A 15,435-nucleotide genomic window follows, 5' to 3' on the forward strand; every position below is an offset into this window, starting at 1 on the left:
CCAAGTTGGCCATTGAGAAGCCCGACCTTCATCCCGTCGATTGGCTGTGGGACGCCGTCTGCATCATCGGCGGCGGTTCCGCGTGGCCGGAGGGCAACGAGGACGAGCTGCGCGATCTCGCGCACGCCTGGCAGGACCTCGCGACCGAGCTGAACGGGGCGCTCAACAACGCCGACACCCTCGCCATGCAGATCGCCCAGTCGTGGGGCGGCGACGCGGGCGAGGCCTTCAACACGTACTGGTCGGGGCTCGCCGTCGGCCCCCAGCACGGCCTGCCGCAGGTCGCCGACATGGCGCTCAACTACTCCGCGGGGGCCGAGAACGCCGCCATGGAGATCGAGTACGCGAAGCTCGTGCTCATGATCACGCTGGTGATCACGGTCATCACGATCGTCATCTGCCAGATCCTCGCCGCGTTCACCTTCGGCGGCTCCGAGGCGGCCGCCGGCGCCGCGGTCGCCACGGCCCGCACGATCGCCGGGCGCGTCCTGCAGCGCCTGATCCAGTGGGTGGGCAAGGGCATCATCCGCAAGCTCTTCGTGAAGTTCGTGATTCACGAGGTACAGCAGATCGCGCTTTCCGTCGGCACCGACTGGCTGGCGCAGGAGATCCAGATCCAGGAGGGCACCCGCAAGGAGCTCGACACCCACTCCCTGCTCAACAGCCTCGTCTCGGGCGCCATCACCGGCGCGCTGACCTTCCCGCTCAACTTCGTCCACCTGCCGATCAAGAGCCGCTGGCCCCGGGTCGCCGCCAACATGGGCGTGCACGGCCTGGCCAACGCCGCGATCATGCCCGCGTCGATGATGCTCACCACCGGCTTCATGACCGGCGACTGGAGCTGGAAGAACATCACGCAGGGCATCTCCCTCGAGACGTTCCTGGCCGGGGCCGGGATGGGCGGCACCATGGGCGGGATCGGCGCGCTGCGCAACCCGCACGGGGCCGCCGCTCCGCACGTCGAGGGGGAGACCGGCCGCCCGGGGGAGACCGGCCGGCCGGGCGAGACGGGGGGCACGGGGGAGACGGGCGCCACCGGGGAGAACGGCACCCACGGCCTCGGCGACACCAACGTGGGCGACCCGAACCTCGGCGACATGGGCAACGTGGGCGACTCCGGCGCGACGGGCGATTCTGGCGCAACGGGTGACCGTGGTGCGACGGGCGACTCGGGCGCGACGGGCGACTCGGGCGCGACGGGTGATCGAGGCGCTACCGGCGACTCGGGCGCGACTGGCGATCGTGGTGCTACGGGCGACACGGGTGCGACGGGCGACCGTGGCGCGACAGGGGATTCCGGCGCGACCGGCGATCGCGGGGCTACCGGTGACGGCGGCACTACGGGCGGTGATCGGTCCGGGACGGGTGTCACAGGGGCGGATTACACTCCGGGGGACGGGCAATCGATCGCACCGGCCTCGGACAATCCGGCCGGCGGCTCGATCGCTGCCCCCGTGGACTCCAACGCCGGCGCGGGCTCCCACGGTGGCGGGGACACGGGCTCTCACGGTGGCGGAGATTCCGGCACACAGGGCGGCGGCGACCCGGTCACCCAGCGCGGCGGGGATCCGGTTACACAGCGCGGCGGCGAGCCGGTCACGCAGACGGCCGGAGACCCGGTCACGCAGCGGGCCGACACCGGGCCGCGCGTGACAGATACCCAGACGGGGACTCACGCGGCGACCGACACCGGTGCGCATGCCGGAACCGATGGCGGGCCGGCCGGGGATCGGGCGGCGGCGGGTTCCGGTGGGTCGACGGTGGCCGAGCATCCCGCGGCCGTCATGGGCGCGGACCGGCCGGCGGGGGTTGCGGACGGAGCGCGTACCACCGACACGGGGGCGCGGACCACCGATGCCGGGGCGCGTACCACGGATGCGACCGGGCGAACGACGGACGCCACCGGTCGAGGCGCCGACGGGACCGGCCGGGGTGCTGACGGGACCGGGCGCGGCGGTGAGCAGGCTCGGACCGGTGAGCAGACGCGGACTGGTGAGCAGGCCCGGACCGGGGAGACCGGACGTAGCGGCGACGGGACCGGGCGCGGGGATCAGGGCAGGACCGGGGAGTCCGGGCGGGCCGGGGATCGGAGCGGGGACGGGGCGCGTACGACCGAGGGTGGGCGTACGGCCGAGGAGAACCGCACCAATGGGTCTTTCCGGGCGCCGGAGTCGACCGAGGCCCGGCCCGGGGAACATGCGCCGGTCGGGGATCACGGGGCGCAGCCGGGCGAGCATGTGCGGGCCGGGGAGACCGGGGGCCGACCGGGCGATCACGTGCAGGTGGGCGAGGCCGGAGCTCGGCCGGGCGATCACGTGCAGGTTGGGGACAACGGGGCGCGGCCTGGCGAGCACACGCAGGTCGGGGATGGCTCGGCTCGGCCCGGTGAGCATTCGGGCAGGCCTGGTGAAGACGGTGCGCGGCCTGGTGAGAACGGTGCGCGGCCTGGCGAGAACGGTGCGCGGCCCGGTGAAGACGGTGCGCGGCCTGGTGAGAACGGTGCGCGGCCTGGCGAGAACGGTGCGCGGCCCGGTGAAGACGGTGCGCGGCCTGGTGACAGTGGCGCGCGGCCCGGTGAGAACGGGGCTCGGCCCGGGGAGCATGACCCGGGTGCGCAGCCCGTTCACGCGGGGGAGCCTGTCCGCGGGGCCGAGCACGCGCCGGTGCATGACGGGACCGAGCGCGGCGACGCTAGCGGGCGGCATCGGGCCGATGAGCCGGCCGCTGTGTTCGTGCCCATTCCCCGGCTTGATGATATGCCGGTTCGGATCGGCGGTACCGACACCGGGACCGTGCCGACCCGGCCCGTTTCGGTGCACGAAGGGGCCGCGGGCGGGCGGGGGACCGACACGGTGCCCGGGGGCGAGCACGGGCCCGGGGAGCGGCCGCCCGGTGAGCGGGGCGAAGGGCCCGGCGGGGGCGACGACAATCCGCCGCCGCCCGGGGACCGGCCCGGAGGTGGGGGCGGGGAAGAGCCGCCGCCGTCCAAGCTTTCCACGACCGAGACCGCCGACGGTACGCGTAGCTACGAAGGGCCGCCGCAGCACTTCGAAGGGGAGCCCAACAGCCCCGAGGGGCGGGCGGCCGTCGACCGGTCGGCGCGGGATCTCGCCGATGCCGTTCGCGATCAGATGGACGACGAGGGGCTCGGGAAGAAGAACCGGGTTCGCGTTGCCGGGGCGCTGCTGACGCCCGAGGACCCGACGATCCAGAGTCACACGAGCACGCGGCCGATGAAGCACGGGGATGGTACGCCCACCGACGTGCAGGTACACCCGGAAGCCCAACGCGTCCTGGATGAGATACGCGCGGCGGCCGAGAACGATCCCGACAAGCGCATCGGGCAGAACCACGGCAAGTGCGCCGAGGTGGTGCTGGTCTCCGACAAGCTGTACGACCTCGAGCGGCAGTGGCACGAGGCCGGCGAGCCGGGGGACTTCCCGTCCTACGCCCGCGACCACCTCCGCGACGGTGTCGTCTCCACGCACTGGATCGGGGACGGGTCGCGGCAGGAGCACGGGGAGTTCGCGCCGCCGTGCTCGTCGTGCGAGCCGTTCGTGCGCGACTTCGGGATCAACCCGATCGACCCGCACGAGACCGCGGGGGCGCACGAACCCACAACCGGCCCCCACGAGCCGTCCGGGCACGAGCCGGGCGCGGGTGAGCACCAGCCGGGCGAGCACGAGACCGGCACGGGCGAGCACCAGCCGGGCGAGCACGAGACCGGCACGGGCGAGCACCAGCCGGGCGAGCACGAAACCGGCACGGGCGAGCACCAGCCGGGCGAGCACGAAACCGGCACGGGCGAGCACCAGCCGGGCGAGCACACGACGCGGACCGAGAGCGAGCGACCGCCCGAGTCGCTCGGGCGCCTCGGCGACGGGCAGTCCGTCGGCGAGACGCGGCCCGGCCACGAGATGGACCATCCGACCGCGCGCGACGTACACGAGCTCGAGTCCCGCTTCCCGCGCGACGCGGACGGCAACCCGCTCAAGTCGCCCGACGTCCGCGAGGGCGACTGGGCGCTGCGCGCCAACGACGGCGGCCACACGGAGCCGGGCCGCAACAACAACTGCGCCGACGTCTCCATGGCCGGGCTCGCCAACCACCTGGGCGAGCCCACCGTCGCCGGCTCCATGCGCGACCCCCAGGCCGGCGGCGAGCACCGCGGGGCCGACCGCATCGCCGAGTGGACCGGCGGCGAGTGGCAGATGCACGGCGACAACCCCGGCGGCTTCGAGGGCGTCGTGCGGGACCTGGAGCGGGCGGGCGACGGCTCCGGGGCGATCGTCGTCATCAAGTGGGGCGACACCGGCGAGGGCCACGCGTTCAACGCGCTCAACATCCACGGCGACATCGTCTGGGTCGACCTGCAGCGCGGCATCATCTCCGACCACGGGCCGATGTACCACGACAACGTCGCCGGCGTCTGGTCCATCACGGTCAACGAGCACGGTGAGCCGTTGCACCCGGCCGGCGGCGAGCACGCCGGCGAACACCCGCGCAACGCGGGCGGCGCCGACGAGCCGGTCGACCGCTACCAGCCCTTCGAGCTGTCCGAGGAGCCGGTGGCGCGCGGCACCCACGTGCCGCGGGAGCTGTACCGGGGCGACGACCAACGGCTGCACATGGCCAACGACCCCAAGGGCACGTGGCGGCTCCCCGACGGGCAGCTGCGTGACGAGAACGGCTACGTCACCGACTGGGACACCCCCGGGCGGCAGGGCATCGACGTCCCTGCGCACGCGGGCCCCCCGGAGCCGCACGAGCTCGCCAACCACCCGGAGCGCGCGGACCTCCCGGTCGAGGCCGTCCACGACGTTTCGCAGGCGTACCACGACGCCCACGAGGCCGCCAACCAGAAGTTCCACGACGAGCGGGCCGCGTTGATCGAGGAGATCAACGAGGAGCTCGGGCTCGAGCTGGAGCCCTCGGACTTCGAGCCCGGCAAGGGCTTCAAAGAGTCCCTCGAGGAGCTCGCGACCCGCCCCGGCAGCACCGAGTACGCGGCGAAGTTCAAGGAGCTGCACGACCAGTACAACCGCGACATGCACGTCGTGCGCATGTCCAGCAGCACGGTGGGCATGCACGCCGGCCTCGGCGTGGCGTTCCACGAGGCGATGCACGGCAACCTGCCGCCGCACACCGAGGTCAACCCCGAACACGTGCACCTCAGCGGCGACCCCGGCTCGGCCCGCCAGCACGAGCTGGACATCATCGCGCTGCGCTACGACGAGTCCGGCAGCGCGCCGGACGGGTACAACCGGCTCGACCTCTGGGAGGCCAAGGGCGGCGCCGGCGGCACGAACGGGCACTTCGTACCCGAGATCAACGGCAAGGCGGAGCAGGGCAGCGGGCCCTACCTCAAGTGGATGCTCGAGAACGACCCGCAGATGCTGCGGCTGTACCGCGAGCACCCGACCCTGCTGACCGACATCCGCGAGGGCCGGGTCCACGTCGAGTACCACAAGGTCAGCACCACCCGGATGGACGCGGTCACCGAGCCCGACCCCGCCCGTCCGGGCCGGACCCGCGTCGTGCGGGACCCGGAGACCGGCCGGCCGGTGCTGGTCGATGACAGCAGCCGGACCACGGTCCGGACGTTCGACATCAGGGACACGGACCACCCCTTCGACCACTCGAAGCTCAACCCCGACATGAAGCGGCTCGACCAGTTCGAGGCGCGGGCGGCGCGGCTGGCCGCCGAGGCCGAGGCGCGGGCCAACGGCACGCACCTGCCGGACAGCCTCGGGCAGCACGACCCCGAGAGCGTCCACGGCGTGCACGTGAGCAACGCCGGCCGGGTCTGGCACGCCGAGGTACCGCCCGCGATGGCCTGGCACGGCGCGGCGCCGCACGAGGTCGAGGCGCACGTACGGCACCTGCTGGAGGGCGCCGCGGACCCGAGCACGTGGGTCGACGGCGCGCCGCCGCACATCGTGGTGCACGCCGAGCACGGCATCGACGCGGCCACCGCGCGGCAGATCGAGCACACCCGCATCGAGTTCACGCAGCCCGATCCCGAGCACCCGGTCCCGCCGCCGCGGATCACCGTCGAGGGGCCGCGGCTGCACGGTGAGCCGATCGAGCTGCCGCAGCACACGATCGACGCCGACCGCGCCAACAACGTGCCCTACTTCAACGAGGCCCAGCAGGAACGGGCCACGGTCCGCTTCTCCGAGGGCCGGCTGTACGACCACGAGGGCCTGCCCCTGCACGGGGAGTTCATCTACGCGGTCGACCCGCACACGCAGGAGATCCACGCGTACCGGTTCCAGGCCGAGAACACCCGCCACTCGAGCCTGTTCGCGGGCGGCGCGGTCGACGGGGCCGGCACTATGCGGATCGACCACGGCCGGCTCGTCGAGGTCGACAACGCCAGCGGCCACTACCGGCCGGTCGCCGACCACGTGGCCCGGACCCGGGACGCGCTCGTGCACAACGGCGCCGACCTCACCCGGACCGAGTTCCGGGCCGACGTCGGCGACGGCCCGACCGAGCACTCGCGGGCGCGCGGCGAGCAGGCCTTCGACCGGGCGGTCGCCGAGCTGAACCGGCCCGGCGAGATCGAGGGCGTGGCCGGCATCAGCCGCGTCTCCCACGGTGTCGAGATGGGCCGTCTCGGCGACTCGGCGGTCCTGCGCGTCGAGCTCACCGACGGCCGCGTGATCGAGGTCGACGGCGCCGGGGTGCGCGACTTCCTGCAGTCCCCGCGCCACGACGGGCCGGACGCCGACGGCTTCCCGTTCCCGGCGGAGCGCAACGGCACCGGTACCGACGCCGACCTGGCCTTCCAGGGCGCGGACCAGCTGCGCGACCACATCCGGGGCGAGGTGGACCGGCAGGCGCCGCCCGTACACGAGCCGACCGGCGAGCCGCGCCCGCCGGCCCGTCCCGACCACGTGCTGACCGAGGTCGACCGCCTGCTCGCCGAGCGGACGGGCCAGGAGCCGCTGCACGGCCCGAGCCGCGACGGCGAGCCGACGCTGCCCCCGCACGACACCAACCGGGCGGCCGCGTCCCTGCGCAACCTGTCCGACGAGCACATCGCGGCGCTTGTCGCCACGGCCGGGCTGACCGGGGAGCCGGCCGCGCGGATGGCCTCCGAGCTCGCCGCCCGGCGCGACGCGACGATCGAGGGCCACAACCGGCCGCCGGACCCGGCCACGGTCCGGCAGATGGCCCGCCTGGGCAGCCAGTACCTGCGCCCCGAGAACCCCGGTCACCTGATCTACGACACCCTGCGCGAGCTGGCGTACAAGGAGACCGGCGAGTTCGCGCACGGCATGACGGTCCGTGAGGCCGCCCGCGCCGTCGACGAGCTGAACGCGGCCCAGGGCAAGCACACGGACTTCGAGGGGCAGATCGACAGGTACCTCGACAGCCCGGAGGGCCGCGCGCACCACCAGGCGGCCACGGAGCTCGACCTCGCCACGAACCACGCGCCGCACTTCGACCCGGAGGGCTCGCCGTTCCGTGCGGCGTCGCCGGAGTTCGTCGAGCGGGAGAGCGCCCGGCAGGCGGCCGACTGGTCGGAGCCGCAGCGCGGCGCGATCGAGCGGTACGCGCGCGGCGGCGGCGACTCGAGCTTCGACCAGTTCATGCGCACCGGCGAGACCAGCGACCGGTCGTTGCGCGCCGACGCGTACCGTATCCAGGACCTGATGCGCGAGTCGCCCACCGATCTGCGCATCGACGGCCAGATGGACCTGCGGAGCCTCGGCCTGCACAACCTGACCGAGCTGCCGCGCCTGGTCGAGGGCGACGTCACGGTGAACTCGTTCCTGCGGCTGGACGGCGGCGAACGCGCGGATCTCGGCAACGTGCGGGTCGTCGTCGACGCGCCGGCGGGAACGCCCATCGCCTGGATCGGCGGCGCGAACGAGCACGCCGCGGGCCACGCGCTGCTGCCGGCCGGGTCGCGCCTGCACGTGACGGAGCTGCGGCAGGTCGGGTTCGAGCGGTACGAGCTGCGGCTGCGGTACATCGGCTTCGAGGACCCGCCCGCGATCGAGGGACGGATGCACAGCGACGGTGGACCGCCCCCGCCGCACGACGGTGGACCGCCGCCGCACGACGGAGGGCCGCCGCCGCACGACGGAGGGCCGCCGCCGCACGACGGAGGACCGCCCCCGCACGACGGCGGGCCGTCCGACCACGTGCCGCCGGCGGACCACGTGCCGCCGCCGGTGGGTGAGCCGATGACCGCCGCCCACGCGTACGCCGTCGCGCACGAGGCCGGCGTCGACCTGCGCGGCGTCGAGGTCCGGGTGGCCGAGGACCCGTCGCTGGTGCGGCACATGGAGGAACAGGGCATCGCCGCGGTCGCCTGGCCGGATGGCCGCGTGGTGGAGCTCGGCCCGGCCGCGTTCGCCGACCGCGACACGCTGGCCGCGACACTGCGCGAACACGGAGGGGGTGCCGGTGATCCGCTTCATGGTGGAGAAGCTGTTCGACTGGACGGGCAAGGGTCTGATGCTCTCGGGCTTTCAGATGGGGGGCATCATCGAGCCGGGGATGAGGCTGGGCAACGGCACGGGGACCCGCGCGACGGTGCTGCGGATCGAGCCGGAGAGCCCGCGGGACCGGCAGGAGGGGTGGGTCACCCTGCTCCTGGAGTCCACGACGCCGAGCCCGGCGGCCGTGGGGGTGATGCTGAAGGTGGAGGAGAGCCCGACGGTGGCGTACCGGTTCCACGCGACCCCGGACCTCGCGACGGCGGACCTGGTGACGATCTCGGAGGCCACCCCGGGGACGAGCCGGGCGGTGACCATCCGGCTGTCGACATTGGAGCGATTCTTCGCGGCGAGCCCGCCGCCGGCTTCCCAGGAGATCACCCGGGAGCAGGCGGAGCAGACCCTGCGGGCGGCGCGCACGATCATCCCGTCGGAGCCGGAGCTGCGGCGGATCATGCTCACGCCCGGGCGAACCTAGAGGCGCACCAGCTCGTCCAGGAGCGCATCGCGCCGCACTCGCCGGAGCTGGCGGGCGTGGTCGAGAAGCTGCTGGACGACCCGCACGCGCTCAACGTCACCAACTCGCTGCGCAACCCCGAGCTGCGCGACACCGTCCTGCGCCACATCGAGGAGCTGGCCCGCGGCGACGCCCTGGCCCGCTACGGCGGTGACCTGCACCTGTTCCTGGAGGACAACCCGGGGCGCGGGCCGCTCTACGAGAAGGTGCCGGACTGGGTCAACAAGGTCGTGGTCGACGGGGTCGAGCAGACTCGCATGAACCGGTACGTCGCCGAGCTCAAGGACTCCGACCCGGCTCTCAACGTCGGCGCGCACCCGAGCGAGGCCGAGATGGGGCTGGTGCGCGAGTACGCGGACCGGCTCAAGGACGAGCTCAAGCCCGAGGTCGACCGGGTGCTGGGGGAGATCGCCCAGCGGATCCGTGAGACGACGGACGGGCCGGTGGACTACAACAGCCGGGCCAAGGACGCCGACGGCCTGATCGACAAGGTCGGCCGGATGAGCCGGGGCCGGGAGAACGCGCCCGGCCGCCCCTGGTACCGCGTCGGCGATATCATCGACGCCGTCGGTGCGCGCATCACCGTGCCCGACACCAAGAGCCTGTGGCGCACGCTGCAGGCGGTCGTCCAGGAGTTCGGCGTCGGCGACGGCGGCCGGATCGTGGAGGTGGACAACATGTACGCCTCCCCGAAGTCGAAGAGCCCGGAGTACCGGGTGATCCCGCTCTGCATCGGCATCGAGGTCAACGGGCACAAGTACGCGATCGAGCTGCAGCTCACCACGCTGCGCTCGTCGATCGCCGCGGACATCGAGCACAACTCGCTCTACAAGCCCTACGTCGCCCTCTCGGCGGCCGACGCCCAGGCGGTCCGCGAGGCGTTCGAGGAGGCGGCCGCGCTGGACCAGCTGGAGGACAGCTCGTGAGCGGTCCGGAGCGAAGCGGAGGTGACGACGTGATCGAGCGCGAGACGCTGTACGTGTTCCGGCTGGGTGAGGCCGACGACGACCTCACCCCCGCCTTCGTCGTCGACGGCCGCGACTACCCCGACGACGAGGCCGTGCGCGCCGACGTCGGGGCGGCGCGGGCGGCCCTGCGCGAGCGGAGGCTCATCGCGGATTTCGAGACGTCGGCGGTACACCCGGAAGCCCCCCGAATCCCGCTGCCCTCCTGGCGCGAGTGGCGCGCCCGGCACCTCGAGGCCGGCGAGCCGATCGGCGTGCGCCCCCGCCCCGACACCCAGCCGACCCCGGCGGGCTGGGACGACATGGGGCGCTGGCTGGAGTACGCCCGCACGTGGCTCGACGCCCAGCTCGCGGCGGCGGCCGGGGCGGTGAGCGGGGCCCGGGTGCGGCGCACCCGCGAGCCCGAGGCCCACCGGATCGGACCGGGCTCGGTCGTGCTCGCCGAGGAGCAGTACCGGACGGAGGGCGAGTATCTCGCCGTGCCGCCCGCCGGCGCCGGGCCCGAGGCGGTGCTGCGGCAGATCGCCGGCGCGCTGCACGCCGGCGGCTGGACGGTCGCGGCCCCGGCCGAGTCGCCCGGGTACGTCACGCTGCCGTCGGAGCAGTCCGGGTACACCATCGTCGCCGTCTGGAGCAAGCGCAACAACTCCGTGCGGCTGACCGGCACGTCCCCGGCCGTGCACGCCACCACCTTCGAGGCCCCGGGAGGTGCCGCCGGTGCCGCGCACGTTTGACGGCTCCGTGGGCTGGCCCGCGCTGCGCGCCCGGTTCGCCGGCGCGCTCGGCCCGGACACCCTGGCCGCGCTGGACGAGGCCCTGGCCTTCGCCGCCGAGCGCCACGGCGACCAGCGCCGCCCGGCCGGGGAGCCGTACGTCGAGCACCTGCTGGAGGCCCTGGAGGTCCTCGTCGACGGGGTCGGCGAGCGCGACCCCGACACCCTGCGCGCCGCGGTGCTGCACGACGTCGTCGAGGACACCCCGACGACGCTCGACGAGGTGCGGGAGCGCTTCGGCCCGCGGGTCGCCGAGCTCGTCGGGTGGGTCACGAAGGAGGGGGACCGGGGCGCGTACCTCGCCGCCCTGCGCGGCGCGCCCGACGCCGCGCTCGCCGTGAAGCTCGCCGACCGGCTCAGCAACGTCCAGCGGCTGCGCACGCACCCGCGCCCGGCCAAGCGGGCCTCGTACTACCGCGAGACGGTCGCCACCATCGTGCCGCTGGCCGCCGGGCGGCCCTGGTTCGAGGACTGGTACCGCGACTGGCAGGCCGAGCACGCCGATCTCGACGAGGGTCAACGATGAGCATCGGGGAGTCCGACGAGCCGTTCCGCTTCGCCGTGCTGGGCGAGCACACCGGCGGGCAGCTCGTGCCCGGCGAGATGACCGCGGAGAACCGCCGGTTCCACCGGGTCCTGCGCTACCTGCGCCGGGGCTCCTGGATCCTCCGCGACCCGCTCACCCGGGGCCGCGACGCGCTCGACCCGCAGGCCGAGCCCGCGGTGCCGCGCGGCTACCGCACCGACGGCGAGTGGGTCTGGCCGCTGGCGCTGGAGTACTACCTGGAGCGCCACGGCGTCGCCCCGCCCGAGGCGCTGCTCGACGTGATGACCGAGCGCGCCCACTTCCCGCCGCGGGTCCACGCCGACCGGTGCGGCCAGGCCCACCAGGCGCTGCTGCCGCGCATGCCCGGCCCGTTCGAGCCGCCCACGCCTATGCAGTTCCGGCTGCCGCCCGACGTGTACGACGTGCTGCTGACCATCGGCTGGACCCCCGGCCGCCAGGTCCCGGTCGAGCCGGGCCTGGACCCGCCGCGCGCGGCGATCCTCGCCGAGTTCGGCGGGCTCACCTTCCCCGTGTACGGCTACGGCCGCGACTGGCGCGTGACCGCCTTCCACCTGCGGCCCGACGGGCCGCCGAGCGACCCCGCGCGGCTCGCGGACGCGGAGGGGCGGCTCGGCGGCCCGCTGCTGCCGATCGGCTCCGTGCCCGACTGGAACTGCGAGATCGTGCTGCACCCGCGCTTCGGCATCGGCACCGCCGGCGAGGTCGAGCGGTTCCTCGGCCGCGACATCGACGAGGCCCTCACCGCGCTCGTTCGCGGCGCGGCTCCGGATGCGGTGCACCGGGCGGACACCGGTTGGCTAAGGTAGTTCGCATGTCGACCGACATGCGGATGCTCAGCGGCGACGAGGTCGTAGCGCTGGCCCGCCGGATCCTCGCCGTGCGGCCGCTGCTGGGCCGGGCGGCGCCGGAGCAGATCATGGCGGAGCTGGGCTGGCCGGAGCTGCCGGGCGGCAGCGCGTTCGCGAAGTTCTGCGACCCGGGTCTCGGGTTCGGCGAGGCCGCCATCGGCCTGCTGCCCGACGGCGCGGCCAAGACCGTCGTCGTGCCGGTCCACTCGGTGCTGCCGCGGCCGTCGACCCCGGAGCTGGACGACTTCCGGCAGGACGCGTTCTCGGTGACGGGCCGCGCCCTCACCGCCGCGTTCGGCCGGCCCTACGCGCTGCAGGGCGGGAACTCCCCGCGGCTCAAGTGGCGCGTCGGGGAGTCGGTGCTCACCGCGGCGCGCGAGAAGCTCGGGGTCCGGGTGTACCTGTGGCGCGCCGAGGACCTGGAGGACGCCGAATGACCGCGCCGACGCCGCCGACGTGGGACGAGTTCGCCGCCGGCCTGCGCAAGACGCTGGGCCGCATGGGCGGCGGCATCCTGCTCGTCCTCAACCGCCGGGGCCAGCCCTGGCAGAACGCGCAGTTCGCGCAGTATCCCGACGAGCTGTTCGCCGAGGTGAGCGGCGAGACCGTGCAGGACCAGTCGGTCGTGGAGGTGCCGACCCCGCAGGGGCAGCGGCTCCTCGAGGCGCACGGCTGGCGGCCGCCGGTGTACGAGGACGGGTACCGCTGGCACCGGTTCGTCGAGTACCCGCCGACGAGCGCCGAGTACCGGGAGCTCGTCGAGGCCGTGGTGGTCGCGCTGCGCGACGTCAACGGCGTGCCGGGGCCGGACCACCTGACGTACCGCGCCTGGGACAGCAAGGACGAGAACAAGCCCTGGAAGGTCGAGATCCCCGGCGTCCAGCCGCAGGCGTAGCCGGCTACGGCAGCAGGTCGGGGCGGTAGCGGCGGAACCACTCGCCGATGCGTCCCGCCGGCCAGCCGCGGTCGATCATGGCCAGGCTCATGTTCACCGTCAGCGGGTCGCCGAACGGCACCCAGACGGGGCCCTGCTGGCGCTGCCGCTCGGCCTGCGTGTGGTCGAGGATCTCGCCGACGCCGGTGATGCCCGGGCCGGTGTTGGCGTCGGCGAACATGTCGACGCCGGCCTGCGCCGCGGCCCGGCCCACGCCGTAGGGCGCGATCACCGTGCCGGAGCGGCGGTTGATGACCACCACGCCCTGGATGTCGGCCCAGCGCATGCGCACGACCTTGCCGTCGCGGCGCAGGAACTCCACGCCGGTCGGGGACAGGCGCAGGCCGTGGCCCCGGCTGGCCGCCCGCTGCAGCAGCGTCACGCCGCCCACGACGGCGACCGGCAGCAGGATCATGCCCGGGTAGCCGGCGATCACGTAGCCGATCATGAAGCACAGCAGGGCCACCACGATGTTGGTGACCAGGAACGGCTTCGCGTAGTTGTGCCAGGTCTGCGTCCAGGTCGCGCGGAACTCCTCGGCCTGCGCCTCGGACACGGGCTCGGTCATGCCGACACCTCCGCTTCGCTCCGGTGCCGGCAGTTGAGGCTGTGCTTTCTGCGAGCGGCCACTCCGCTGCGCTCCGTACCGCTCATGCCACCACCGCTTCCAGGTCGGCCAGTTCGAGGATGCGCAGCTCGTCGAGGCTGGGGCGGCGCCCCAGCACCCGCAGGCGCTGCGCCTGGGCCTTGCGAATGAACTCGAAGAGCTTGCGGGCGTCGCGGGCGTTGCCGAAGTTGGCGTCGCGCTCGACGGCCGCGAAGTGGCGCAGCAGCGCCGGCTCCACGTTGTCGCCCAGGACGTAGTCGTCGGCGGCGCACATCCGGCGCACGATCCGCACGAGCTCCTCCGGGCTGTAGTTCTCGAAGACGATCGTCTTGGTGAACCGCGACGCGAGGCCCGGGTTGGCCGAGATGAAGTCGTCCATCTCGGCGGTGTAGCCGGCCGCGATCACCGCGATCTCGTGCCGGTGGTCCTCCATCAGCTTCACCAGCGTGTCGATCGACTCCTGGCCGAAGTCGCCGCCCGAGCCCATGGTCCGCGACAGCGTGTAGGCCTCGTCGATGAACAGCACGCCGCCGCGCGCCTCCTCGAACGCGGCCGAGGTCTTCTCGGCGGTGTGGCCGAGGTACTGCCCGACCAGGTCGCGCCGCGAGACCTCCTTGAACGCGCCCTTCGGCAGCACACCCAGCGCGGCGAGGAGCTTGCCGTAGATGCGGGCCACGGTGGTCTTGCCCGTGCCCGGCGCGCCCGCGAAGACCAGGTGGTGGCTCATCGCGCCGACCGAGAGCCCGGCGCTGCGCCGCCACTCGTTGACCTGGATCTCGTCGATGAGCCCCCGGACCTCGTCCTTGACGCTGGCCAGGCCGACCATCGTGTCGAGGTCGCCCAGCAGCGCCTCGACCGCGGCCGCGTCCCCGCCGGCGGCCGGGCTGCCGTCGCCGATCGACAGCGGCGGCGCGTCGGGCCGGGCGGTGACCAGCGTCGTGGTCGCGCCCTCGGCGATGTCGACGGCCGGCACGCCGGTGTTCTCGATCTGGCACTCCTCGATCGCGCCGCCGCAGCCGCGTGCGACGGAGATGCCGACGCCCTGGGTGTCATGGATCTTGCAGCGGCGGATCGTCGGTGAGCTCTGGTGGGCCACGACCACCCCGGCGTCGCCGGTCTGGGTCACCTCGCAGCCCTCGAGCGTCGGTTTTCCGAATTGGTACACGTAGACGCCCCGCCGCCCGCAGCCCCGCACGACGGTCGCGGTGATCACCGGGTCGGCCCCGATGCGCACGATGATGCCGTCCTCGGCGACCTCGCTGATCTGACAGTCGTCGATGGTGCCCGGGGCGTCCTCGACGACCACGCCGTACTGCGCGCCGGTCACCGTGCACTTGCGCATGTCGATCGAGCCGCCGGCCAGGTCGACGCCCGGCCCGAAGCGGGCGCTGATGTCGCAGCCGTGCAGCGCGAGCTGGGTGCCGCGCGCCGTCACCACCGGGGCGTCGGCCGCCCGCAGGGTGAAGCCCTCGATGGTCAGCGCGCCGTTGCGCACGCTCACGGCCGGATAGGGGATCGCGGACGCGTCGAGCGTGACGGGGCCGCCCGACGGGTCGGAGCTCACCAGCTTCAGGCGCTTGCCGGTGACGAAGATGGCTTCCGCGTAGGTGCCCGGGGCCACCGCGATCACCGAGTCGTCGGTGGCCGCGGCGAGCGCGTCGCCGATGGTGGCGTACGCACCCCGCTGCTGCGGTGAGACGAGAAGTGTGCGAATCGTAGCCCCCGGTAATGAGGTTTTTAGGTGCACTCGCATTATCGCAGTCAGCC

The 15,435-nt window shown here is 73.6% G+C and carries 8 protein-coding genes; 6 read left to right on the plus strand and 2 right to left on the minus strand.

Annotated features, from left to right (window positions below; all coding sequences use genetic code 11):
- The first annotated feature begins 5 nt into the window (after window positions 1–5).
- From ACPPVO_RS05850 to ACPPVO_RS05875, 6 genes are read left to right on the plus strand one after another with little or no spacing between them, the layout of a single operon-like run.
- A complete protein-coding gene (locus ACPPVO_RS05850; RefSeq protein ID WP_426510240.1) occupies window positions 6–9,899 on the plus strand; it encodes a toxin glutamine deamidase domain-containing protein in 9,894 nt (3,297 codons plus the stop codon).
- A 29-nt stretch (window positions 9,900–9,928) separates the two neighbouring features.
- Entirely contained in the window at window positions 9,929–10,672 is a 744-nt protein-coding gene (locus tag ACPPVO_RS05855) for a hypothetical protein (protein ID WP_426510241.1), read from the plus strand.
- On the plus strand, window positions 10,656–11,237 hold the full coding sequence (locus ACPPVO_RS05860) for an HD domain-containing protein (protein WP_426510242.1): 582 nt from the start codon (window positions 10,656–10,658) through the stop codon (window positions 11,235–11,237). Before ACPPVO_RS05855 ends, ACPPVO_RS05860 begins: the two co-directional genes overlap by 17 nt.
- A complete protein-coding gene (locus ACPPVO_RS05865) occupies window positions 11,234–12,085 on the plus strand; it encodes an SUKH-3 domain-containing protein (RefSeq protein WP_426510243.1) in 852 nt (283 codons plus the stop codon). The genes ACPPVO_RS05860 and ACPPVO_RS05865 overlap by 4 nt, the downstream gene beginning before the upstream one ends.
- Window positions 12,086–12,090: 5 nt before the next feature.
- Complete coding sequence (locus ACPPVO_RS05870; protein WP_426510244.1) at window positions 12,091–12,564, plus strand: DUF6301 family protein; 474 nt, start codon at window positions 12,091–12,093, stop codon at window positions 12,562–12,564.
- Entirely contained in the window at window positions 12,561–13,022 is a 462-nt protein-coding gene (locus tag ACPPVO_RS05875) for a TY-Chap domain-containing protein (protein WP_426510245.1), read from the plus strand. Before ACPPVO_RS05870 ends, ACPPVO_RS05875 begins: the two co-directional genes overlap by 4 nt.
- Before the next feature lie 4 nt (window positions 13,023–13,026).
- Here ACPPVO_RS05875 and ACPPVO_RS05880 read toward each other — a convergent pair whose 3' ends face one another.
- Window positions 13,027–13,629 (minus strand): hypothetical protein, encoded by a 603-nt coding sequence (locus ACPPVO_RS05880; protein WP_360381315.1) that lies wholly within the window; start codon window positions 13,627–13,629, stop codon window positions 13,027–13,029.
- An 82-nt stretch (window positions 13,630–13,711) separates the two neighbouring features.
- Window positions 13,712–15,421 carry a right-handed parallel beta-helix repeat-containing protein gene (locus tag ACPPVO_RS05885; protein WP_426510246.1) on the minus strand — a complete coding sequence of 570 codons (1,710 nt, stop codon included), beginning with the start codon at window positions 15,419–15,421 and terminating at the stop codon, window positions 13,712–13,714.
- Between the last annotated feature and the right edge of the window lie 14 nt (window positions 15,422–15,435).

Origin of the sequence: Dactylosporangium sp. McL0621 (genome assembly GCF_049995355.1) — a bacterium.
In the GTDB taxonomy this organism is placed as follows: domain Bacteria; phylum Actinomycetota; class Actinomycetes; order Mycobacteriales; family Micromonosporaceae; genus Dactylosporangium.

What these genes read in the sequence shown, in the direction of transcription:
- ACPPVO_RS05880 (WP_360381315.1), bottom strand. Translation starts at nt 13,629, where the DNA reads ATGACCGAGCCCGTGTCCGAGGCGCAGGCCGAGGAGTTCCGCGCGACC.
- ACPPVO_RS05865 (WP_426510243.1), top strand. Translation starts at nt 11,234, where the DNA reads ATGAGCATCGGGGAGTCCGACGAGCCGTTCCGCTTCGCCGTGCTGGGC.
- ACPPVO_RS05885 (WP_426510246.1), bottom strand. Translation starts at nt 15,421, where the DNA reads ATGCGAGTGCACCTAAAAACCTCATTACCGGGGGCTACGATTCGCACA.
- ACPPVO_RS05870 (WP_426510244.1), top strand. Translation starts at nt 12,091, where the DNA reads ATGTCGACCGACATGCGGATGCTCAGCGGCGACGAGGTCGTAGCGCTG.
- ACPPVO_RS05875 (WP_426510245.1), top strand. Translation starts at nt 12,561, where the DNA reads ATGACCGCGCCGACGCCGCCGACGTGGGACGAGTTCGCCGCCGGCCTG.